General features: G+C 71.9%; 22 protein-coding genes and 3 tRNA genes. 6 read left to right on the top strand and 19 right to left on the bottom strand.

Annotated features, from left to right (window positions below; genetic code table 11):
- Positions 1-48: 48 nt before the first annotated feature.
- The 5 genes from rplA to ACQYWQ_RS18740 form a co-directional block, all read right to left on the bottom strand.
- Entirely contained in the window at positions 49-771 is a 723-nt protein-coding gene (rplA, locus tag ACQYWQ_RS18760; protein ID WP_431036023.1) for a 50S ribosomal protein L1, read from the bottom strand.
- Between the two features lie 94 nt (positions 772-865).
- Complete coding sequence (gene rplK / locus ACQYWQ_RS18755; RefSeq protein WP_007823169.1) at positions 866-1,300, bottom strand: 50S ribosomal protein L11; 435 nt, start codon at positions 1,298-1,300, stop codon at positions 866-868.
- Between the two features lie 185 nt (positions 1,301-1,485).
- Positions 1,486-2,409, bottom strand: a complete 924-nt coding sequence (nusG, locus tag ACQYWQ_RS18750) for a transcription termination/antitermination protein NusG (protein ID WP_431036022.1) — start codon at positions 2,407-2,409, stop codon at positions 1,486-1,488.
- Between the two features lie 83 nt (positions 2,410-2,492).
- Positions 2,493-2,771, bottom strand: a complete 279-nt coding sequence (secE, locus tag ACQYWQ_RS18745) for a preprotein translocase subunit SecE (protein ID WP_008746154.1) — start codon at positions 2,769-2,771, stop codon at positions 2,493-2,495.
- A gap of 110 nt (positions 2,772-2,881) precedes the next feature.
- A tRNA-Trp gene (locus tag ACQYWQ_RS18740) sits at positions 2,882-2,954 on the bottom strand.
- 282 nt (positions 2,955-3,236) lie between these two features.
- Between ACQYWQ_RS18740 and ACQYWQ_RS18735 the strand changes: the two genes are divergently transcribed.
- Together ACQYWQ_RS18735 and ACQYWQ_RS18730 are read left to right on the top strand one after the other, a co-directional pair.
- Complete coding sequence (locus tag ACQYWQ_RS18735; protein WP_431036020.1) at positions 3,237-4,463, top strand: pyridoxal phosphate-dependent aminotransferase; 1,227 nt, start codon at positions 3,237-3,239, stop codon at positions 4,461-4,463.
- Positions 4,464-4,594: 131 nt separating this feature from the next.
- A complete protein-coding gene (locus ACQYWQ_RS18730; RefSeq protein ID WP_431036018.1) occupies positions 4,595-5,653 on the top strand; it encodes an adenosine deaminase in 1,059 nt (352 codons plus the stop codon).
- Between the two features lie 37 nt (positions 5,654-5,690).
- Here the strand turns inward: ACQYWQ_RS18730 and ACQYWQ_RS18725 are convergent, their stop codons facing one another.
- Positions 5,691-6,362 carry a DsbA family protein gene (locus tag ACQYWQ_RS18725; protein WP_431036017.1) on the bottom strand — a complete coding sequence of 224 codons (672 nt, stop codon included), beginning with the start codon at positions 6,360-6,362 and terminating at the stop codon, positions 5,691-5,693.
- Between the two features lie 282 nt (positions 6,363-6,644).
- Between ACQYWQ_RS18725 and ACQYWQ_RS18720 the strand changes: the two genes are divergently transcribed.
- Complete coding sequence (locus ACQYWQ_RS18720; RefSeq protein WP_431036015.1) at positions 6,645-7,772, top strand: SPFH domain-containing protein; 1,128 nt, start codon at positions 6,645-6,647, stop codon at positions 7,770-7,772.
- 43 nt (positions 7,773-7,815) lie between these two features.
- A complete protein-coding gene (locus ACQYWQ_RS18715) occupies positions 7,816-8,892 on the top strand; it encodes a hypothetical protein (protein WP_431036013.1) in 1,077 nt (358 codons plus the stop codon).
- A gap of 16 nt (positions 8,893-8,908) precedes the next feature.
- On the opposite strand, the gene ACQYWQ_RS18710 is transcribed toward ACQYWQ_RS18715, so the two are convergent.
- The 10 genes from ACQYWQ_RS18710 to ACQYWQ_RS18665 all read right to left on the bottom strand — a co-directional run bounded on the left by ACQYWQ_RS18710 (position 8,909) and on the right by ACQYWQ_RS18665 (position 15,204).
- The gene (locus ACQYWQ_RS18710) at positions 8,909-9,640 is read right to left on the bottom strand and encodes a M48 family metalloprotease (protein WP_431036012.1); all 732 of its coding nucleotides are present in this window, start codon (positions 9,638-9,640) and stop codon (positions 8,909-8,911) included.
- A gap of 15 nt (positions 9,641-9,655) precedes the next feature.
- Positions 9,656-9,856 carry a hypothetical protein gene (locus ACQYWQ_RS18705; RefSeq protein WP_431036010.1) on the bottom strand — a complete coding sequence of 67 codons (201 nt, stop codon included), beginning with the start codon at positions 9,854-9,856 and terminating at the stop codon, positions 9,656-9,658.
- A gap of 161 nt (positions 9,857-10,017) precedes the next feature.
- Positions 10,018-11,142 carry a UDP-N-acetylmuramate dehydrogenase gene (locus ACQYWQ_RS18700; protein WP_431036009.1) on the bottom strand — a complete coding sequence of 375 codons (1,125 nt, stop codon included), beginning with the start codon at positions 11,140-11,142 and terminating at the stop codon, positions 10,018-10,020.
- A 7-nt stretch (positions 11,143-11,149) separates the two neighbouring features.
- On the bottom strand, positions 11,150-12,583 hold the full coding sequence (locus ACQYWQ_RS18695) for an MFS transporter (protein WP_431036007.1): 1,434 nt from the start codon (positions 12,581-12,583) through the stop codon (positions 11,150-11,152).
- A gap of 110 nt (positions 12,584-12,693) precedes the next feature.
- The gene (locus ACQYWQ_RS18690) at positions 12,694-13,245 is read right to left on the bottom strand and encodes a TetR/AcrR family transcriptional regulator (RefSeq protein WP_431036006.1); all 552 of its coding nucleotides are present in this window, start codon (positions 13,243-13,245) and stop codon (positions 12,694-12,696) included.
- Between the two features lie 435 nt (positions 13,246-13,680).
- Positions 13,681-14,109, bottom strand: a complete 429-nt coding sequence (locus ACQYWQ_RS18685) for a MaoC family dehydratase (RefSeq protein WP_431036004.1) — start codon at positions 14,107-14,109, stop codon at positions 13,681-13,683.
- Positions 14,109-14,567: an FAS1-like dehydratase domain-containing protein gene (locus ACQYWQ_RS18680; protein ID WP_431036003.1), complete on the bottom strand. Its 459-nt coding sequence runs from the start codon at positions 14,565-14,567 to the stop codon at positions 14,109-14,111. Before ACQYWQ_RS18680 ends, ACQYWQ_RS18685 begins: the two co-directional genes overlap by 1 nt.
- A gap of 184 nt (positions 14,568-14,751) precedes the next feature.
- The gene (rpmG, locus tag ACQYWQ_RS18675; RefSeq protein ID WP_007823188.1) at positions 14,752-14,916 is read right to left on the bottom strand and encodes a 50S ribosomal protein L33; all 165 of its coding nucleotides are present in this window, start codon (positions 14,914-14,916) and stop codon (positions 14,752-14,754) included.
- Between the two features lie 90 nt (positions 14,917-15,006).
- A tRNA-Met gene (locus ACQYWQ_RS18670) sits at positions 15,007-15,079 on the bottom strand.
- A gap of 52 nt (positions 15,080-15,131) precedes the next feature.
- Positions 15,132-15,204 (bottom strand) — tRNA-Thr (locus ACQYWQ_RS18665).
- A 323-nt stretch (positions 15,205-15,527) separates the two neighbouring features.
- On the opposite strand from ACQYWQ_RS18665, the gene ACQYWQ_RS18660 reads away from it, so the two are divergent.
- A complete protein-coding gene (locus ACQYWQ_RS18660) occupies positions 15,528-16,775 on the top strand; it encodes an amidohydrolase family protein (RefSeq protein ID WP_431036001.1) in 1,248 nt (415 codons plus the stop codon).
- A gap of 54 nt (positions 16,776-16,829) precedes the next feature.
- Positions 16,830-17,486 carry an SDR family oxidoreductase gene (locus tag ACQYWQ_RS18655; protein ID WP_431036000.1) on the top strand — a complete coding sequence of 219 codons (657 nt, stop codon included), beginning with the start codon at positions 16,830-16,832 and terminating at the stop codon, positions 17,484-17,486.
- Positions 17,487-17,493: 7 nt separating this feature from the next.
- Here the strand turns inward: ACQYWQ_RS18655 and ACQYWQ_RS18650 are convergent, their stop codons facing one another.
- The 3 genes from ACQYWQ_RS18650 to ACQYWQ_RS18640 form a co-directional block, all read right to left on the bottom strand.
- Positions 17,494-17,703 (bottom strand): hypothetical protein, encoded by a 210-nt coding sequence (locus ACQYWQ_RS18650; protein WP_431035999.1) that lies wholly within the window; start codon positions 17,701-17,703, stop codon positions 17,494-17,496.
- Between the two features lie 169 nt (positions 17,704-17,872).
- Positions 17,873-18,970, bottom strand: coding sequence for a DNA cytosine methyltransferase (locus ACQYWQ_RS18645; RefSeq protein WP_431035997.1), 1,098 nt, complete (start codon positions 18,968-18,970; stop codon positions 17,873-17,875).
- A 105-nt stretch (positions 18,971-19,075) separates the two neighbouring features.
- The gene (locus tag ACQYWQ_RS18640) at positions 19,076-20,101 is read right to left on the bottom strand and encodes an HNH endonuclease (protein WP_431035995.1); all 1,026 of its coding nucleotides are present in this window, start codon (positions 20,099-20,101) and stop codon (positions 19,076-19,078) included.
- Positions 20,102-20,311: the final 210 nt, after the last annotated feature.

Raw genomic sequence — 20,311 nt, 5'->3', positions numbered from 1 at the left:
CGCACAGCTACGCGTCCGTGAACGCGGTCACCGGCTGGAGCCAGGGGCTCAGACGGCGGCCGGGTCCTCCTCGGTGAGGAGGTTGCGGGTGCGGTTGGGGTCGACGGGGACGCCGGGGCCCATCGTGGTGCTCACGACGGCCTTCTTGATGTAGCGGCCCTTCGCGGCGGACGGCTTGAGACGAAGGATCTCGTCCAGCGCGGCGCCGTAGTTCTCGACGAGCTGCTCGTCCGTGAAGGACGACTTGCCGACGATGAAGTGAAGGTTCGAGTGCTTGTCGACGCGGAACTCGATCTTGCCGCCCTTGATCTCCTTGACGGCCTTGGCCGCGTCGGGGGTCACGGTGCCGGTCTTCGGGTTCGGCATGAGGCTGCGCGGGCCGAGCACGCGGCCGAGGCGGCCGACCTTGCCCATGAGGTCCGGCGTCGCGACGACGGCGTCGAAGTCCAGACGCCCCTTCGCGACCTCGTCGATCAGCTCGTCGGCGCCGACGATGTCGGCGCCCGCGGCACGCGCGGCCTCGGCACGGTCACCGGTCGCGAAGACCAGGACCCGGGCGGTCTTGCCGGTGCCGTGCGGGAGGTTCACGGTGCCACGGACCATCTGGTCGGCCTTGCGCGGGTCGACACCCAGGCGGAAGGCGATCTCGACGGTCGAGTCGAACTTGGTGCTGGCGGTCTCCTTGGCCAGCCGGATCGCCTCCAGGGGCGCGTACAGGCGCTCCCGGTCGATCTTGGCGTCGGCAGCCCGGAGGGACTTGCTGCGCTTCACTACTGCTCCTGGTGTTCTGTTGCGGAGTTGTGGTCCGGACGGCGCTCGTCCTGCCACAAAAGGTCTACGGGGCCCGGTGGGGCCTGCCGCGGGCTCAGCCCTCGACGGTGACGCCCATCGAACGCGCGGTACCGGCGATGATCTTCGCGGCGGCGTCGATGTCGTTGGCGTTGAGGTCTTCCATCTTGGTCTGGGCGATCTCGCGGACCTGGGCGTCCGTGATCTTGGCGACCTTGGTCTTGTGCGGCTCGCCCGAGCCCTTCTCGACACCGGCGGCGCGGAGGATCATCTTCGCGGCGGGCGGGGTCTTCGTGATGAAGGTGAAGGAGCGGTCCTCGTAGACCGTGATCTCGACCGGGATGACCCAGCCGCGCTGCGACTCGGTCGCGGCGTTGTAGGCCTTGCAGAACTCCATGATGTTGACGCCGTGCTGACCCAGCGCGGGGCCGACCGGCGGGGCCGGGTTGGCGGCACCGGCCTGGATCTGGAGCTTGATCAGCCCCGTGACCTTCTTCTTCTTGGGAGGCATTGCTCTCTCCGGGTCCTGGTGAGAAGTGTTCCGCCTTCACCCGCTGGAACCGGATTCACTCGGTTCATCCGGATGGAGGCATACCGCACAACGGTAACGGGTACCGCCGCGCGCTCAAAAACCAGCAGGCCACAGGGGGTGCCCGGGAATCCCCGTACCCCCTGCGACCTGCCGGAAGACGTGGTTCAGTTCTTCTGGATCTGGTCGAAGCTCAGCTCGACCGGGGTCTCGCGACCGAAGATCTCCACGAGGCCCTTGACCTTCTTGGAGTCGGCGTTGATCTCGTTGATCGTCGCCTGGAGGGTCGCGAAGGGGCCGTCGGTGACGGTGACCGAGTCGCCGACCTCGAAGTCGAGCACCTGGACCTCGACCTTGCGCTGCGGCGCGGGCTTGCCCTCGGCCTCGGCGGCCTCGCGGGCCGCCTTCTCCTCGGCCTCGGGGGCGAGCATCTTGACGATCTCGTCGAGGGTCAGCGGGTACGGGTCGTAGGCGTTGCCGACGAAGCCGGTGACACCGGGGGTGTTGCGGACGACGCCCCAGGACTCGTTGGTGAGGTCCATGCGGACGAGGACGTAACCGGGGAGCTTGTTCTGCCGGATCGTCTTGCGGTCGCCGTTCTTGATCTGGACGACCTCTTCCTGCGGCACCTCGGCCTGGAAGATGAACTCCTCGACGTTGAGCGAGACGGCGCGCTGCTCCAGGTTGGTCTTCACGCGGTTCTCGTAACCGGCGTACGTGTGGATGACGTACCACTCGCCGGGCAGCGTGCGCAGTTCCTCGCGCAGGGCGGCGACGGGGTCGACGGCCTCTTCCTCGGCGTCCTCTTCGTCCGCCGCCTCTTCGTCGGCGGCGTCCTCCGCCGCGTCCTCGGCGTCCTGCGCGGCCTCGTCGGCTGCCACGTCGGCGAGTTCGCCCTCGCCGACCGCGGCCTCCTCCGCCTCAGCGGCTTCCTCGCCGACCACGGCGGACTCGGTCTCGGCCTGGGCTTCCGCAGCCGCGGCCTGCTCCGGCTCCACGGCGCCATCGGCCTCGGCGCCGAGAACGTCCTCGGCGGAGGCCGGGCCCTCGTGCGCGGGCTGGTCGGCGCCGTTCAGGTTCGGGTCAGACACGTCGCTGCTTCTTCCTGATACATAGGGGTGGAACACGCGAAAGGGGCGCCGAGTACGGCGCCCTCCGCATTGTGCATGCCGGCTCAGCCAAAAACGTACTTGGCGGCCTGCGAGAATCCGTAGTCGACCACGGTGACCAGGCCAATCATGATCACCACGAAGACGATGACGACGGTCGTGTACGTCGAGAGCTGCCCGCGCGTGGGCCAGACGACCTTGCGAAGCTCCGCGATGACCTGTCGGTAGAAGAGCGCGAGCCGACCCAGGGGGCCCTTCTTGCCGCGCTTGCCGCCCTTCTTCTTGGGGCGGGGTGCCTCGTCCTGGGCATCAGGCGTATCGATGGAGCCCACGGCGTCCGTCACGTGTCCTCACCTGAATTCCCGGTCGGGTGCCGTACCGCACCCAGAGGAGCCGCACGGCGGTGCAATAGCTGTACGTACACATGCGCACACAAACCCGAAGGTGTGTGAAGCAGGGCCGGAGGGACTTGAACCCCCAACCGCTGGTTTTGGAGACCAGTGCTCTACCAATTGAGCTACGACCCTTTGCCTGCCCCAACGTACCGCATCCGTCCGCCGACACTAAGTGCCTGCGCGAAACCGGTCCGCCGTGGGCCAACGAGGAGAGAGCATACGTGGTCCGGGCTCCCAGGTCGAACGCGTAGTTCCGCGAGCCCGCCCCGTACCGCCCGGGCACGGGCCCGGCGCCGCCCCGTGGCGCCGCCCGTCCCCGCCGCGTACCGCCGCCCGTCTCATCCGCGTACCGCCCCCCGTCTCGATCCGCAAACCCCGGTGCCCGGGATGTTCCCTGTCTGAAACGATGGGGACATGAGCGCTGCAACCCCTCCCACCGAGCGCCGGGTATCCGCGCGCATCGCCGCCATCTCCGAGTCCGCGACCCTCGCCGTCGACGCCAAGGCCAAGGCCCTCAAGGCCGCCGGGCGTCCGGTGATCGGCTTCGGCGCGGGTGAGCCCGACTTCCCCACGCCCGGATACATCGTCGACGCCGCCGTCGCGGCCTGCCGCGAGCCGCGCAACCACCGCTACACGCCGGCCGGCGGGCTGCCCGAGCTGAAGGCCGCGATCGCCGCGAAGACGCTGCGCGACTCGGGCTACGAGATCGACGCCTCGCAGGTGCTCGTGACCAACGGCGGCAAGCAGGCCATCTACGAGGCGTTCGCCGCGATCCTCGACCCGGGCGACGAGGTCATCGTCCCCGCCCCGTACTGGACCACGTACCCCGAGTCGATCCGCCTCGCGGGCGGCGTGCCCGTCGAGGTCGTCGCCGACGAGACGACCGGCTACCGGGTCACCCTGGAGCAGCTGGAGGCCGCCCGCACCGAGCGCACCAAGGTACTGCTCTTCGTCTCCCCGTCGAACCCGACAGGCGCGGTCTACCCGGAGGCGCAGGCCGAGGCGATCGGCAAGTGGGCCGTCGAGCACGGTCTGTGGGTGCTCACGGACGAGATCTACGAGCACCTCGTGTACGGGGACGCGACGTTCACCTCGCTGCCGGCGATCGTGCCCGAGCTGCGCGACCGCTGCGTCGTGGTGAACGGCGTGGCGAAGACGTACGCGATGACGGGCTGGCGGGTGGGCTGGGTCATCGGCCCGAAGGACGTCATCAAGGCCGCGACGAACCTCCAGTCGCACGCCACGTCGAACGTCGGCAACGTCTCGCAGGCCGCCGCGCTCGCCGCCGTGTCCGGCAGCCTCGACGCGGTCGCCGAGATGCGCGAGGCCTTCGACCGGCGCCGCCGCACCATCGTGCGGATGCTCAACGAGATCGACGGCGTGTTCTGCCCCGAGCCCGAGGGCGCCTTCTACGCGTACCCCTCGGTCAAGGAGCTGCTCGGCAAGGAGATCCGGGGGCAGCGCCCGCAGGACACGGTCGAGCTGGCCGCGCTCATCCTCGACGAGGTCGAGGTCGCCGTGGTCCCGGGCGAGGCCTTCGGCACGCCGGGTTACCTGCGGCTCTCGTACGCGCTCGGGGACGAGGACCTCATCGAGGGCGTCGGGCGCGTCCAGAAGCTCCTCGCGGAGGCGAAGGACTGAGACGCCCGACGAGCGGGCCCCCGTCCTTCACCGGGCGGGGGCCCGCCGTCGTGTCCGGCCAGGCGTTCGGGCAAGTACTCGAAGGGGTAACCGGCTACCAGGTGGCCGCCCGCGTGCGGCAGGATTCATGAATGGAGCGTATGCACGTGAACCCCCGCGCCGGGGTGGTCAGGGACGGGACCAGGGACCTCACCGAACTGCCGAAGGCGCATCTGCACCTGCACTTCACCGGCTCGATGCGTTCCTCGACGCTGCTCGAACTGGCCGACAAGTACGGGGTACGCCTCCCCGACGCCCTCACCTCGGGCGAGCCGCCGCGGCTGCGTGCGACCGACGAGCGCGGCTGGTTCCGCTTCCAGCGCCTGTACGACGCCGCCCGCGCCTGCCTGCGCGCGCCCGAGGACATCCAGCGCCTGGTCCGCGAGGCGGCCGAGGAGGACGTACGGGACGGCTCGGGATGGCTGGAGATCCAGGTCGACCCGACCTCGTACGCGCCCGCGCTCGGCGGGCTGATCCCGGCCCTGGAGATCATCCTCGACGCGGTCGACAGCGCCTCGCGCGACACCGGGCTCGGGATGCGCGTCCTCGTGGCCGCGAACCGCATGAAGCACCCGCTCGACGCGCGCACCCTCGCGCGCCTCGCGGTGCGCTTCGCCGACCGGGGCGTCGTCGGCTTCGGGCTCTCGAACGACGAGCGGCGCGGGATGGCCCGCGACTTCGACCGCGCCTTCGCGATCGCGCGCGAGGGCGGGCTGCTCGCCGCTCCGCACGGGGGCGAGCTGTCGGGGCCCTCCTCGGTGCGGGACTGCCTGGACGACCTGCACGCGGCGCGCGTGGGGCACGGGGTGCGCGCGGCCGAGGACCCGGCCCTGCTGCGCCGCCTCGCCGATTCCGGCGTGACGTGCGAGGTGTGCCCCGCGTCGAACGTGGCGCTCGGCGTCTACCCGAAGCAGGCGGACGTCCCGCTGCGCACCCTCTTCGACGCCGGGGTCCCGATGGCGCTCGGCGCCGACGACCCGCTCCTGTTCGGCTCGCGGCTCGCGGCGCAGTACGAGATCGCCCGCGCGGACCACGGTTTCACCGACGCCGAACTGGCGGAGCTGGCCCGGCAGTCGGTGCGTGCCTCGGCGGCCCCGGCGGATGTGCGCGAGAAGCTGCTGGCGCGGGTGGACGACTGGCTGGCGGTCTAGTCAGCGGCGTCGGGAGTCCGTACAGAGCGCGCCGGGTTCAGGAGTCCGTACGGCGTCCGCCGCTCGCCGTGCCGAGGGTGAGGGCCATTCCCGTGCCCGAAGTGACCTTCTCGCTCGTGCCGTTGGCGACGAGCCTGCCGTCGAGGACGAAGCCGGGCGTGCCCTGGATGCCGTCGCGCTCCATGTCCGCCTCGGAGGCGGCGACGAAGTCCGCGTACCGCATCGTGCGGACCGCCTTGTCGAACGCGGGGCCGCGCAGGCCCTTCACCTTCGAGGCGAGCGTGAGGAGCCGCGCCGTCGTGAAGCCGTCGACGCTCTCCTCGGGCTGGTGGGTGTAGAGGACGTCGTGGTACGCGGCGAAATGCCCCTCCTCCAGGGCGGCGCGGAGCGCGTTGACCGCGCGCTTCGAACCGCCGCCGCCGAGGCTTTCGTCGAGGAACGAGGCGAGCGTGTAGTCGGTGCGCACCTCACCGGCCTCGGTGCTCGCGCGCAGCACCCGGGCTCCCTCCGAGTCCTCGAAGTCCTTGCAGACGGGGCAGCGCGGGTCCTCGTAGAGGTGCATCGTGCTCGCCGCGCCCTTCCGCCCGACGTGGATCGTGGTGCCGTCCGCGTCCAGTTCCTCGGGCACGGGCGTGGCGGCGGACGGCCGCTCGGTGGCCGCGTCCTTCCCGGCCGGCTCGGCGTCCCCGCAGGCGGCCGCACCGTTCATCACGAGCAAGGCACAGAGAACGGACAGCACAGCGCGTCGCGATCGCAGCCGCATCAGGTTCCCCCCAAGGAACGCGTGGAAGCCCGGCCCCCCGGCCGCGCCCGGCGAGCGTACCCGGCCCCGTGCGCGGTGCCGGGCCGGACCCCGTGCGCGGTGCCGGGCCGGACCCCGTGCGCGGTGCCGGGCCGGGCCGAGCCCCGGCCGGGACGAGTGTATTGGGCATACTGTCCGCTGATCGGCTTGACCGCCGCGCACAGGAGTGGGGGAATCGTTGTGGGGCTGATGGACCGTATCCGCGGTGAGTTCATCGACGTCATCGAGTGGACCGACGACAGCCGGGACACCCTCGTGTGGCGTTTCCCGCGCCACGGCAACGAGATCAAGATGGGCGCGAAGCTCGTCGTACGCGAGTCGCAGGTCGCCGTCTTCGTCAACGAGGGGCGGCTCGCGGACGTCTACGAGCCGGGGACGTACACCCTCACGACGCAGAACATGCCGGTGCTGTCGACGCTCAAGGGCTGGAAGTACGGCTTCGAATCGCCGTTCAAGGCCGAGGTCTACTTCGTCACGACCCGGCAGTTCACCGACTTCAAGTGGGGCACCCAGAACCCGGTGATCCTGCGGGACGCCGAGTTCGGCATGGTCCGGGTCCGCGCTTTCGGGACCTTCGCGGCGAAGGTCGTGGACGCCGCCGCGCTCCTGCGCGAACTCGCGGGCACCGACCCGCGGTTCCGCACCGAGGAGGTCGGCGAGCACCTGCGGCAGCTCATCGTCTCGAAGCTCGGCTCCGCGCTCGGCCAGGCCGGGGTGCCGCTCCTCGACCTGGCCTCGCGGCAGGACGGCATCGGGCAGCAGCTCGCGAAGGCGCTGACCCGGGAGCTGGCCCCGACCGGCATCGCGATCCCCCGCTTCTCCATCGAGAACCTGAGCGTCCCGCCGGAGGTCGAGCGGGCGATCGACACGCGCTCGCGGATGTCGATCACCGGGAACCTCGACGACTACGCCAAGCTCCAGTCCGCCGACGCGATCCCGCTCGCCGCCGCCAACCCCGGCACGGGCGGCGAGGCCCTCGGCCTCGGCGTGGGCATGGCGCTCGGCCGGCGGATCGTGCAGAGCACCTCCGGTACGGGAGCACCCTCGGCCCCCGCGCCGCAGGCCCCCGCGCAGCCCGCCCCCGCCGACGTCCCCCCGCCGCTGCCCACCGCGCCCCGCTGGTTCCTCGCGGTCGGCGGGCAGCAGCAGGGCCCGTACGAGGAGAGCGCGCTCCCCGCCCAGGTCGCCGCCGGGCACCTGGGCCGCACCACGCTGGTCTGGCGCAGCGGGCAGGCGGCCTGGCAGCCGGCCGAGCAGGTCGCGGAGCTGGCGCCGCTCTTCGCCGACGTGCCCCCGCCGCTGCCGCCGCAGGGCTGAGCCCACCCGACCGTCCGTCGAACAGTCCCCGAGGAGAGTCGAGTTGACGGAACAGGACCTCGCGCCCGACCGGGCGTTCCAGTGCGAGGCGTGCGGCGGGGTCAGCGAGTACGCGCCCGGCACGTACGCGCTGCGGTGCTCGTACTGCACGCACGAGCAGGGCATCGTGCCGGTGCCGCGGCAGGTGACCGAGCACCCCTTCGATGAGCTGGCCTCGCTCCCCCGCCGCGAGGCCGTGCCCGACCGGGTCCGGGTGTACACGTGCCCGGGCTGCCACGCGGTGACCGAGAGCGACACGCTCAGCGACACGTGCCCGTTCTGCGCGACGCCGCTCGTCGCGGACGTCTCGGGCAGCGAGCGGGTGGTGCCCGAGGCGGTCCTGCCCTTCGGGATCGACCGCGCGCGGGCCAGGGACGCGCTCGCCGAGTGGGCCTCCTCGCGCTGGTTCGCGCCGGGCGAGCTGAAGAAGGTCACGGAGGCGGAGTCGTTCCGCGGCAGCTACCTGCCCCACTGGACGTACGACGCGGACACCCACACCTCGTACACGGGTCAGCGCGGCGAGCACTACTGGGAAGAGGAGGAGGACTCCGAGGGCAACACCCGGCGCGTGCAGCGCACGAACTGGTACCCCGCGGCCGGGACCGTCGGCCGGTTCTTCGACGACGTGCTCGTGCCCGGCACGGGGCAGGTGCCGGTGAAGCAGCTGGACAAGCTGACGCCGTGGCCGCTGGAGGAGACGGTCCCGTACCAGGAGGAGTACCTCGCGGGCTTCCGCACGGTCCGCTACGACATCGAGCCGGAAGCGGGCCTGGAGACGGCGAAGGAGCGGATGGCGTCGGTCATCAAGGCCGACTGCCGCCGGGACATCGGCGGGGACGTGCAGCGCGTGCACTCCCTGTCGACGAGTTACCAGGGCCTCACGTACAAGCTCGTGCTGCTGCCGGTCTGGTTCCTCACCTACATCCACGCGGGCAAGGCGTGGCCGGTCATGGTCAACGCCCGTACCGGCGAGGTCATCGGCAAGCGGCCGTGGAGCGCGCTGAAGATCACGCTGGCCTCGGTGGGCGGCGCGCTGCTGATCGCGCTGATCGTGCTCCTTGTGATGGTGCTACGCCGCTGAGCGGACCGCCCGCCGGTCACCCCCGCCCGCCGAGATCCCGCCCCGCCACGTCCCGCGCCCGCGCCAGTTCGGCCGCCACGCGCTGCTCGCGCTCCGCGCCTGCCCGTACGAGCCCCGGCTGCGCGGGCCCCGCGAACAGCGCCTCGCGGCGCAGGTGGGTCGGGGGGTGGGCGCTGTCGACGCGGTGCCCGTGGCGCACGGCGAGGCGCCGCTGCCGCGCGTACTCCGTCTCCGGCACCGACGCCGCGTACTGCGCCAGGCGCTCCCGCACGGACCGCTCGGCAACCTCCCCGGCCCGCTGCCCGCGCCCGGCCCGCGAACCGATGACGACGCGCTCCGCCTCGGCGCTCTCCAGGCGGACCGCCGCGAGCCCCGCCTCCGCGAGGAGGAACCGGTCGAGCAGCTCCGTCGCGGCCCGCGCGGACGCGACGCGCGCGGCCGAGCGGTCGGCGAGGTACTCGGCGCGCAACGACGAGCGCAGGGACAGGCGCGTGAGCCCCGAGCGCAGCGCGCGGACGAGCCACCACGGCGGGTGCAGGGCGAGGGCGAGGAACCACGCGCGCACCGAGTGGTGCGCGGCGGGGGCGAGGTAGTACTCCCAGGTCGTGAGGGAACGCGTGGCGGTCCCGGCGGCCGTCCCGTGCCGCGTGTCGCCGTGCGCGTGGTGCGCGAGTTCGTGGCCGGGGAGGGCGAGCCGCTGGGCCGGTTCGAGGGTTTCCCAGAGCGGGAGCCCGGGGGTGAGCAGCATCCGGCCGCGTACGCCCTACCGCATCGTGCACGCGTTCGCCTCGCCGTCGATCGCGATGAGGTCGACACCGCGCACGCCGACCACCGCCGCGACCTCGTCGACGAGCCCGTACAGCGCGGGCGCCTCGGCGCGCCGCAGCACCACCGCGTCCTTCGGCACCCGCGCGAACCGGGACCGCCGCCCCCACGCGAGCGCGAGGAGCAGCACGCCGACCACGGGCAGCGCGCTCGGCCATCCGGCCGTGAAGCACCAGACGGCGGGGGCGAGCAGGAGCGCGAGGCGGGCGCTGGGGGCGCGGAGGGGCGCGGCCCGCTCCGTGCGGCCGAGTTCGGCGAGCAGTTCCTCGCCGAAGCGTGGCGCGCCTGTCGTCCAGCGGCTTACAGCCCCACGCCCACCATGACCGGCTCGTTGACCAGCTCGACGCCGAAGGCCTCCCGTACGCCCGCGACGACCTCGCGGGCGAGCGCGAGGAGGTCCTCCGTGCTCGCCGCGCCCCGGTTGGTGAGGGCGAGCGTGTGCTTCGTCGAGATACGGGCAGCGCCGCTCCCGTAGCCCTTCGTGAAGCCGGCCTTGTCGATGAGCCAGGCCGCCGACGTCTTCGTGAGCCCTTCGCCCGCCGGGAAGGCGGGGGGCGTGACGTCCTCGCCGAGGCGGGCGTGGGCCTTGGCGAGGAAGGCGGCGAACTCGGCCTCGGTGAGCAGGGGGTTGGTGAAGAAGGAGCCCGCCGACCACGTGTCGTGGTCCTCCGGGTCGAGCACCATGCCCTTGCCCGCACGCAGCTTCAGCACGGTGTCGCGCGCGGTCGCGAGCGGCACGCGGTCGCCGACCTCGACGCCGAGCGCCCGCGCCGTCTCCGCGTACCGTACGGGCGCCGAGAGCCCCCCGGCGTCCTCCAGCGCGAACCGCACCCGCAGCACGATCCACCGCTCCGGCTCCGCCTTGAAGCGGCTCCAGCGGTACGCGAACCCGCACTCGGCGGCGGGAACGGTGACCGTCTCGCCGCTCGCGCGGTCGTAGGCGAGGACTTCGGTGACGGTCTGCGCGACCTCCTGGCCGTACGCGCCGACGTTCTGGATCGGTGTGGCCCCGGCCGAGCCGGGGATGCCCGCGAGGCACTCGATCCCGGCGAGCCCGGCGGCGACCGAGGCGGCGACGGTCTCGCTCCAGGTCTCCCCGGCGGCGACTTCGAGCCGGGTGCCGTCCAGGGTGCGGCCGCTCGTCGCGACGCGCAGCGCCGTACCGTCGAAGCCCTTGTCACCGATGACGAGATTGCTGCCGCCGCCGATCACGAGCAGCGGTTCACCGGCCATGTCGGCGGCGCGGACGGTCTCGACCAGCTCGGCATCGGTGTGCGCCGTGACGAGCCGGCGCGCGGGACCGCCGAGGCGGAGCGTGGTGAGGGGGGCGAGGGGAGCGTCGTGGAGTTCCTGCACGGCTTCAGCGTACGTGGAAGCTTTCTGCCACGGCTGAAAGCTTCCACCCGTGGCAGAAAGCCGGCACACACTCGCCTCAAACCGCGACGCGCTCGGCGCTCTCCACGCTCGCCGTCTCCCCCACCCCCGTCTTCGCCCCGCCCCCGCGCGGAATGAGCAGCGCGATCACCGCCCCGAGCAGCACCCCGCCCGTCCCCGCCCACAGGGCGGGGGTGAGCCCGTCCACGAAGTCCCCGACGCTCCCGTACCCGCCCCGCGCGGTGAACACGGCGCTCAGGACGGCGATGCCGAGCGCTCCGCCGATCTCGCGGACAGCGTTGTTGACGCCGGAGGCGATCCCGGCCTCCGCCGGGCGCACGCTGTCCATGACGAGGGCGGCGGCGGGCGCGAAGTAGAGCGCCATCCCGATCCCGCCGAGGATCATCCCCGGCAGCAGGTCCGCGTACGAGACCCCGGCGTCGAAGAGGTACGCGAACCAGCCGAGCGCGATCCCCTGGAGGAACAGCCCCGCCGCGACCACGCGCCGCCCGCCGAAGCGGTCGCTGAGCAGGCCGGCGACCGGGGCGACGAGCATCGGCATCCCGGTCCACGGCAGCATCCGCAGTCCCGCCTCGGTCGGCGACCAGCCCCGTACCAGCTGGAGTGCCTGGCTGAGCAGGAAGATCGAGCCGAACATGCCGAGGAACATCAGCAGGCTGACGCCGTTGATGGCGCTGAAGGCCCGGCCGCGGAAGAGCCGCATCGGCACCATCGGCCGCCGCGAGCGCAGTTCCCAGACGACGAACCCGGCGAGCAGCGCGGTCCCCGCGAGGAGCCCGCCGAGCACGGGCGCGCTGGCCCAGCCGTCCCCGTTGCCGTTGATGAGCGCGTACACGATCCCGAAGAGCCCGCCGCTGACCAGGAGCGTGCCCGGCAGGTCCAGGCGTGCCCCCGGCGCGGTCGACTCGCCGAGCCGCAGCGGGGCGAGGACCAGGAGCAGCGCGCCGAGCGGCACGTTGAGCCAGAAGATCCAGTGCCACGAGATGTGCTCGGTGAGGGTGCCTCCGATGAGCGGCCCGGTCGCGACGGCGAGTCCGTTGACCGCCCCGGTGATGCCGTAGGCCATCCCGCGCCGCCCGGCGGGCACGGCCGCGGCGATGAGCGTGAGGATGAGCGGCATCATGACGGCGGCGCCGACGCCCTGCACGGCGCGCGCGGCGATGAGCTGGCCTATGGACTGCGAGAAGCCGGCGAGCCCGGAGGCGAGCGTGAACACGGCGACGCCCGCCATGAACATCCGCCGCCGCCCGAAGCGGTCCCCGAGCGCGGCCCCGAAGAGCATGAGCACGGCGAAGGTCAGCGTGTACGCGCTCACCGTCCACTCCAGGTCCCCGGCGCCGCCGCCGAGGTCGGCGCGGATCGAGGGCAGTGCGTTGGTGACGACGAGGTTGTCGAGCGCGGCCATGAAGCCCGCGATCCCGGTGATGAGCAGCACCCAGAAGACGGGCCGCTTGCTCGGTGTGCGTGTCATGTCCTGTGTCCCCCAGACACTTCGACTTTAGTTATTGATCACTAACTTTCGCGGGCACACGGAACCGCATGCGCCGCGTACGAGGACGAGGGCACCGCTCCCCCGCGCCCTCACCCCCCGCATCCCCGGAACTCCTTCGGCACGGGCGTGTCCTTCTGCCCGATCCCCGCCCAGACCCGGTGCCCGGGCGGAAAGCCGAGCGCGACCAGGTTGTTGATGAGCATGCCGAGCGCGAGGAAGTCGGCCGCCGCCTCGGCATCCCCGCCCACCCGCGGGAGCAACTGGTCCCACAGCTCGATCCAGTACCTCCGCAGCTGCTCGGCGAAGGCGCTGTCCCCCGCGCCCCGGGCGGCCGCGGCCTCTCCGTAGACCCGCAGGAACATGAGCGGGAACTCGGGCCGCTCCTCGATGAGGCGCTTGTACGCCTCCCCCATCGCCTGCCGCACGTCGACCTCACCGCGGTCGTCCGCGGCCTCTTCGAGCACCCGCACCGTCTCGCGCACGGAATGCGCGACGGCGGCGAGGAACAGCTCCCGCTTGTTCTTGAACAACCGGAAGAGATACGGCTGCGAGACCCCGACCCGCTGAGCGATCGACTCGGTCGACGTCCCCTCGTACCCCCGCTCGGCGAACTCGACGACAGCGGCACGGACGGCGCTCACGCGCCGCTCCTCAGCACTCATTCTGACCACGGGAAGTAAGTTAGTACCCAATCACTAACTTCGCAAGCGCGGGGCCGGGGTGGGGGCGAGGAGGAGACGGGCGAGGCCGGGGCGGAGGCCGGGCGGAGGCCGGGGCCGGGGCGGAGGCCGGGGCCGGGGCGGAGGCCGGACGGAGGCCGGGGCCGGGGCGGAGGCCGGGGCCGGGGCGGAGGCCGGGGCCGGGGCGGAGGCCGGGGCCGCGGCGGAGGCCAGGGCCGCGGCGGAGGCCAGGGCCGCGGCGGAGGCCAGGGCCGCGGCGGAGGCCAGGGCCGCGGCGGAGGCCAGGGCCGGGCTCACCCGCTCCCCACCGGGGGAACTCACCGCCCACCGGAGCGGGACCCACCGGGCACCGCCCCGTCCTCCACCCCACCCCACCCGGCCGCACGCCGGCCGGCCTCACGCCAGCCGGACGACCGCTCTGCTCATCCCGAGCACCTTCTGTCCCGCGCTCCTCGCCAGCAGATCGACCCGCACCAGCCCGTCGTCGAGCTTCGCCGCGACCTTGCCGCTCACCTCGATGACGGCCCCCTCGTCGTCGTCGGGCACGACGACCGGCTTCGTGAACCGCACCCCGTACTCGACGACGGCCCCCGGGTCGCCCACCCAGTCCGTCACGACCCGTACGGCCTCGGCCATCGTGAACATGCCGTGCGCGATGACGTCCGGAAGGCCCACGGACTTCGCGAAGCGCTCGTTCCAGTGGATGGGGTTGAAGTCCCCGGAGGCTCCGGCGTACGCGACGAGCGTGGCGCGGGTCACGGGGAAGGAGGCCGCCGGGAGTTCGGTGCCCACCTCGACGTCCGCGTAAGCGACCGTGGCACTCATCACTTCTCCCCTTCCTCGGCCGCGCGGGCCACGAGCTTGGTGACCGCGGTCACGACGAGCGCGCCCCCGGCGTCGTGGACCTCGCCGCGGATGTCGATGACGTCGTTGCCCGCGAGCGACTTGATGGTGTCGATCGTGGACGTGACACGCAGCACGTCCCCGGCCCGAACGGGTCGCACGTAGGTGAACTTCTGGTCACCGTGCACGACGCGGCTGTAGTCGAGCCCGAGCGCGGGGTCCTGCACGACCTGCGCCGCGGCACGGTAGGTGACGGCGAAGACGAAGGTCGGCGGGGCGATCACGTCCTCGTGCCCGAGCTTCCTGGCGGCCTCGGGGTCGGTGTACGCGGGGTTCTCGTCGCCGATCGCGCGCGCGAACTCGCGGATCTTCTCCCGTCCCACCTCGTAGGAATCGGCGGGCGGATAACTCCGCCCCACGAAGGACTGGTCGAGCGCCATGCGCCGTCCCACCTCCCGGTCTCGGCTGTACGTGTGGTCTGCGCGCACGCGGCGGTACGTGGCGTACCGCGGCGGCGCCCCAGCGTCTCACGAGGGCGCGGGCGCCCCGAAACGCCGAAAGGCCGCTCCCCGAAGGGAGCGGCCTCGCGAACGAGCCTGATGCGAAAGGTCCGTGACCGGAAGGTCAGCGGGTCTCGCGGTGCGCCGTGTGCTTGTTGCAGCGCGGGCAGTGCTTCTTGAGTTCAAGACGATCCGGGTCATTACGCCGGTTCTTCTTGGTGATGTAGTTCCGCTCCTTGCACTCCACGCAGGCCAGCGTGATCTTCGGGCGGACGTCGGTGGCAGCCACGTGAGTGCTCCTTGACGAACGGATAGAAAACGATTAACGCAGGAAAGAGTAGCCGACCGAAGGACCGACCCCACAATCGGCTACTGTCAGTAGCGGTGACCGGACTTGAACCGGTGACACAGCGATTATGAGCCGCTTGCTCTACCGACTGAGCTACACCGCCTCGGTGTGAGTGCGGCCCCCGTCCCACAAGGACGGGGATCTCTTCACACCAGAGCCCCAAAACGGAATCGAACCGTTGACCTTCTCCTTACCATGGAGACGCTCTGCCGACTGAGCTATTGGGGCGAGCGAGGAAGACATTACACGCTCGCGGGCTGTTCGCCCAAATCCTTATCGCGGCCGGTCGCGGCCGCGAGCGGTGGTGCGCGCCCGCGCCGCTCCACCGCGCGTACCGCCCCTCGTACGCCTGTGACCTGCGCGACCGCCCGGGGCGCCCGGGGCGGCGCGAGTACGCGGCCCGGGGACATTTCGCCGGTACGACTATTGCCCTCCTGCTCGTCGCCGCGCGGAGGGAGCCCTAGGCTCGTGCCCACTCTGGGTGATCACGGGGTGATCACATTCCGCGAGTACCCGACCCACGGGAGCGAGTACCCGACCACGGGAGCACGATGCCCGACAGCCCCCCGCCCCCCTCTCGCCTCCCCGGCGGCAGCGGCGGCCCCGGCGCCGGCCTGCTGCTCAGCGGTGCACGGCTGAGCGACGGGCGGACCGTGGACGTCCGCCTCGCCCGCGGCCGTATCGAGGCCGTGGGCACCGTCGGCAGCCTGACCACGGGCGGAACGCACACCATCGACCTCGGCGGCTGGCTCCTCCTCCCGGCCCCCGCCGAGCCGCACGCGCACGCGGACTCGGCGCTCACCGCGCTCGTGGCGGGGCCGCCCGACGACAGCCCCGGCGCGGTGCGCGCCCGCGCCACCGAGGCGGCGCTCCTCCAGCTCGGCCACGGCGCCACGGCCCAGCGCGCCCACGTCAGGGTCGGCGACGTGCAGGGCCTCACCGCGCTCGAAGCGGTACTCCAGGCCCGTACCGCGCTGCACGGCCTCGCCGAGCTGTCCGTCGTCGCCGTGCCCCGGCTGCTCACGGGGATCGCGGGCGCCGAGGGACGGGCGCAGCTGCGCGACGCGGTGAAGATGGGCGCGGCCGTCGTGGGCGGCTGCCCCGACCTCGATCCCGATCCCACGGGCTACACCGAGACGCTGCTCGCCGTCGCCGCCGAGCACGGCTGCCCCGTCGACCTGCACACCGCGGCGGAGGACCCCGTGCGCCTCGCGCGGCTCGCCGCGATGGCGGGCGGGCTGCGCCCCGGCGTGACCCTCGGGCCCTGCGGGGGCCTCGCACGGCTGCCGGACATGGTGGCCGGGCGCGCGGCCGACTCGCTCGCCGCCGCCGGGATCGCGGTCGTCGCGCTGCCGCAGGGCGACTGCCGCGGGACCGAGCGGCGCGGGGCGACGAGTGCGCCCGTACGGCTCCTGCGCGCGGCCGGGGTCGCGGTGGCCGCGGGCAGCGGGGCGCTGCGCGACCAGGCGAACCCGGTGGGCCGCGGCGACCCCCTGGAGGCCGCCTACCTCCTGGCCTCGCAGCACGGGCTGCGCACGGACGAGGCGTACGCGGCGGTGTCGGCGAAGGCCCGGGCGCTGCTCGGGCTGCCCGAGGTACGGGTCGAGGCGGGCTTTCCCGCGGAGCTGCTCGCCGTGCGCGGCGAGCAGCTCGCGGGCGCGCTCTCGCTCGCGTACGGGCGACTCGTCGTGCACCGGGGGCGCGTGGTGGCGCGTACGAGCGCGGTACGGGAGTACTGCGACTCCGCGGCGGGCCTCGACCTGCCGCGCCAGAGCCGGACCTCGCGGCGTACGCCCTGACACCCCGGCCCTTCCGAGCGGCGCCCGGCACCGTACGGGCGTACCGTCGGACACATGCGCATGGTGATCGCAGGTGGACATGGTCAGATCGCGTTGCGGCTGGAGCGACTGCTCGCCGGGCGCGGTGACGAGGCGGTCGGCCTGATCCGGAACCCGGAGCAGGCGGGCGACCTGGAACTCGCGGGTGCCCAGGCGGTGGTGTGCGACCTGGAGTCGGCGACGGTCGACGAGGTGGCGCACGCGCTGGAGGGCGCGGACGTGGCGGTGTTCGCGGCCGGGGCGGGCCCCGACAGCGGGCGGGACCGCAAGGACACGATGGACCGCGACGGGGCGGTGCTCCTCGCGGACGCCGCCGAACGCGCGGGCGTGCGGCGCTTCCTGATGGTCTCGTCGATGGGCGCGGACGCGGCGCACGAGGGCGACGAGGTCTTCGACGTGTACCTGCGCGCGAAGGGCGCGGCCGACGACGCGATCCGCGCCCGTACGGGCCTGGACTGGACGATCCTGCGCCCGGGCCGTCTCACGGACGCCCCCGGCACGGGCGAGGTCGCCCTCTCCACGAGCACGGGCCGCGGCGAGGTCCCGCGCGACGACGTGGCGGCGGTCCTCCACGCCCTGGCCCACTCTCCGGCCTCCGCGGGCCTGACCCTGGAACTCATCACGGGCCCGACCCCGGTCGAGACGGCGGTCCGCCTGGCCAAGACCCCCTGACCGCCCCTCACCACAACGTCATCTGCCCCGGGAACTCCGGTACGGCGAACCCCTCCAGCGCGTCCTGCCCGCCCCCGCCCCCCACCCACCGCCGCGACCCCCGGCACGACTCCAGCCCCCCGACGGCCCGCGTCCCCGGCGCGTCATGCCGAGCCACCCGCCCGGCAACAACAGCGATCTCACGACGGCACTCGGGACAGGAACGGCGCTGAGTCATGGGCACCAGTGTGGGGGGCGGGACCGACAGTGAAACCCCGTGGGGACGCCCGACACCGCTCACTCCCGGATCGACCCCGGGCAACTGATCGATCCGGGGCGGCGTTCGTGGCACCTGCTTTCCCGGAAGACACTCCGATCCTTCTCGACCGGTTCTGTCTTCACTTTCTTCAACTGCTGACGAGGACAGCCTTTTGCTCGGCGGGGGCTGTTTCGGCCTCCGCGTCCGGCCTCTTCCACAATTCCAGGCGTTCGAGTTCATCCTGCGTCGGAGGACCCCAGCCGAACGCCGCTTTGAGAATGTACAGAGCAAGTCGCGGCGGCACCGCATTGCCGATCTGTTGCCCGACGTCGCGGCCCGACCACGGGTAATTCCCGGGAAATGTCTGGAGGCGACCCGCCTCGGAGTAGTCGAATCGCGCCAATTCGTCGCCCTCGGGGGAGACGACACGGTTACGGAAGATCTTTCCCGTAACGGTGGCCGAGGGCTGGCCGGAGGTTCGCCGCCCTCGCAATTTCGGGTCCCCGCCCGTTCCGTAGTTCGAGATGACCTCGAACGGCGTTTCCCGACCGAGGACTTCCCTCATGGTCCGCCACGGATGGAGGTTCTTTTCCCCCGCGTCGCGAGGCACGCCTTTGCGATAGGTCCGGTGCGTCGGGGACGGCAGTCCGATGTCGTACTCGCCCCGTCTGGCGACGAGCACGGCTCTCCGGCGGGTCTGGGGAACTCCGTACGCCTCCGTCTGCATGATGCCGCAGTCCGCGGAATAGCCCTCCTCGCGGAGCACCTCGACATATGCCTCCCACACAGGGAGTACGGCTGGGACCTGCTCCAGCACAATCGCCTCGTAGGGCTGCTGCTCGCGGCGATCGATCGCCTCAAGAATCCAGCGCAACGGTTCCAGGACAAGGCCGGTACGCTCGTCGTCCAGCTTCCTGAGATCGGCTGCGACGGCCCTCCGGTCCTCCCGCGCAACCATCCTTTTCACATAGCGCAGAACGTCGTCGAGAGCCTCTCTGCCGGCCCCGCTGCCTGCGACTGTGAACGTCTGGCACGGTGGGCCGCCCGCCAGGACGTCGGCATCCGGGAAGTCGCCCGGTCCGAAGTCGCGCACATCCCCCTCGCGGGTCGAAAGGCCCGCAGCGCGCCTGGTCGCGCAGGCGTCCACGTCCCATTCGATCCCGATCACGGGAACGTCGAGCGTCACGGCCGCCACGTCGAGGCCACCCGGTCCGGCGAACAAGTCGACGATCCTGACTGGTTGCACACGATCTCCACTGACGTCGCCGAAAAGCTGATGCACGGCCCAGTACCGGCCCGCTCCCCGAGACTACCTGCGGCTCCGGCGCGGCGGCGGGCACCGTCCTCGCCCCTACTCTGGCGCCAGATCGGCCTCGTACTCCGGATGAAGAAGTTCGTCCTTCGCGGCACCGGCCATCAGCGAGTGCCTCCCGCCGTGGCACTGCGAGCAGAGGGTCACGAGGTTGCTTTCCTCGTTGTTTCCCCCCTTGTGGACAGGCAGGATGTGGTGGATCTGGAGCTTCGCACCCTGCGCGGGCCCGCTGCCGCAATCCCTGCACACCCGTTCGTCGCGGTCGAGGATTCTGTAGCGGAGCTTGATCGCTTCACGTACTCGCGGCGGTCGCTTGGTCAGCGTGTGCAGACGGTACGACCCCGGGGCGAGCGAGGGGTCGTCCACGTTGGAGTGGATCTGCCACCCCTCTTCCTCCAACTCTCGCAGCCTTCGCGGCCACTCCTGGATGTTCGCCACGTGGGCCAGCTGTTCCTTGGTCGCCACAAGCGGCGTGATCTCCTTCAGGTAGAAGAGCAGTTTTTCCCTCGCCGAGGCGCCCTTCCCGTCGCTCCTCTTGAGCGTTCGGGCCTCCTGCGCCACTCGCCAAGCGGCCGCACCGTCGCGGTCCGGCTCATCGGCGGTGAGACGGTAGTGGTCGTGCAGAAGGTCACGGCGGCCCACACCCGATTCGATGGGCCATCCTTCTTCGACGCGAAGTTCCCGCACCCGTCTCGCCCACTCGGAGATCCCCGAGACACCGGCCAGTGCATGGCCCGGAACGGGCACGCCCACGTGCCGACGCAGATAACGCAATATGGCTTCACGTCCAGAACCGATGCCGGTTCTCTTCCGCACCTCGCCGAGGTGTTCCCTCAGCTCGGCGGACCATCGCCCCAATTGCGCAGCCGACTCCAACCAGGAGTCGTGGTCGACCTGTGACGCCTCGGCCTGCTCCAGCACCGCAAGGTACTCGGCCGCGGCCCGCCGGGCCTTCGCCAGAGCCTCCGCGATCTCCGCGCCCTCCGTCTTCGAGAGCGCCCGCGCGGCCGCAACGTCCTGTGCCCTTCGCTCTCCTGCCGACGCTCCCACAACTTCTGAAACCATCAACCCCTCCCGCCCCCTATCCATCCCGGAAGGGTAGCTCCCCGGCATCCGAGGCGGCGAGGCTGTTTCCCCGATGCTCGCCCGACTTCCGTGGTCACCATCCCCGGTCCGGACCCGGACCCGGCCGCCGAGGCCGGACCGCGAACCGGAGCCGGTCCCAGGACGGAAGGGTGCCTCGGCTCCTCATGCCTTCGACCCCACGAATGCTCA

Source organism: Streptomyces sp. P6-2-1 (assembly GCF_050613165.1).
Classification (GTDB): Bacteria; Actinomycetota; Actinomycetes; order Streptomycetales; family Streptomycetaceae; genus Streptomyces.
The sequence above is the reverse complement of the archived record's forward strand: the minus strand, read 5'-3'. Positions and strand labels throughout refer to the sequence as shown.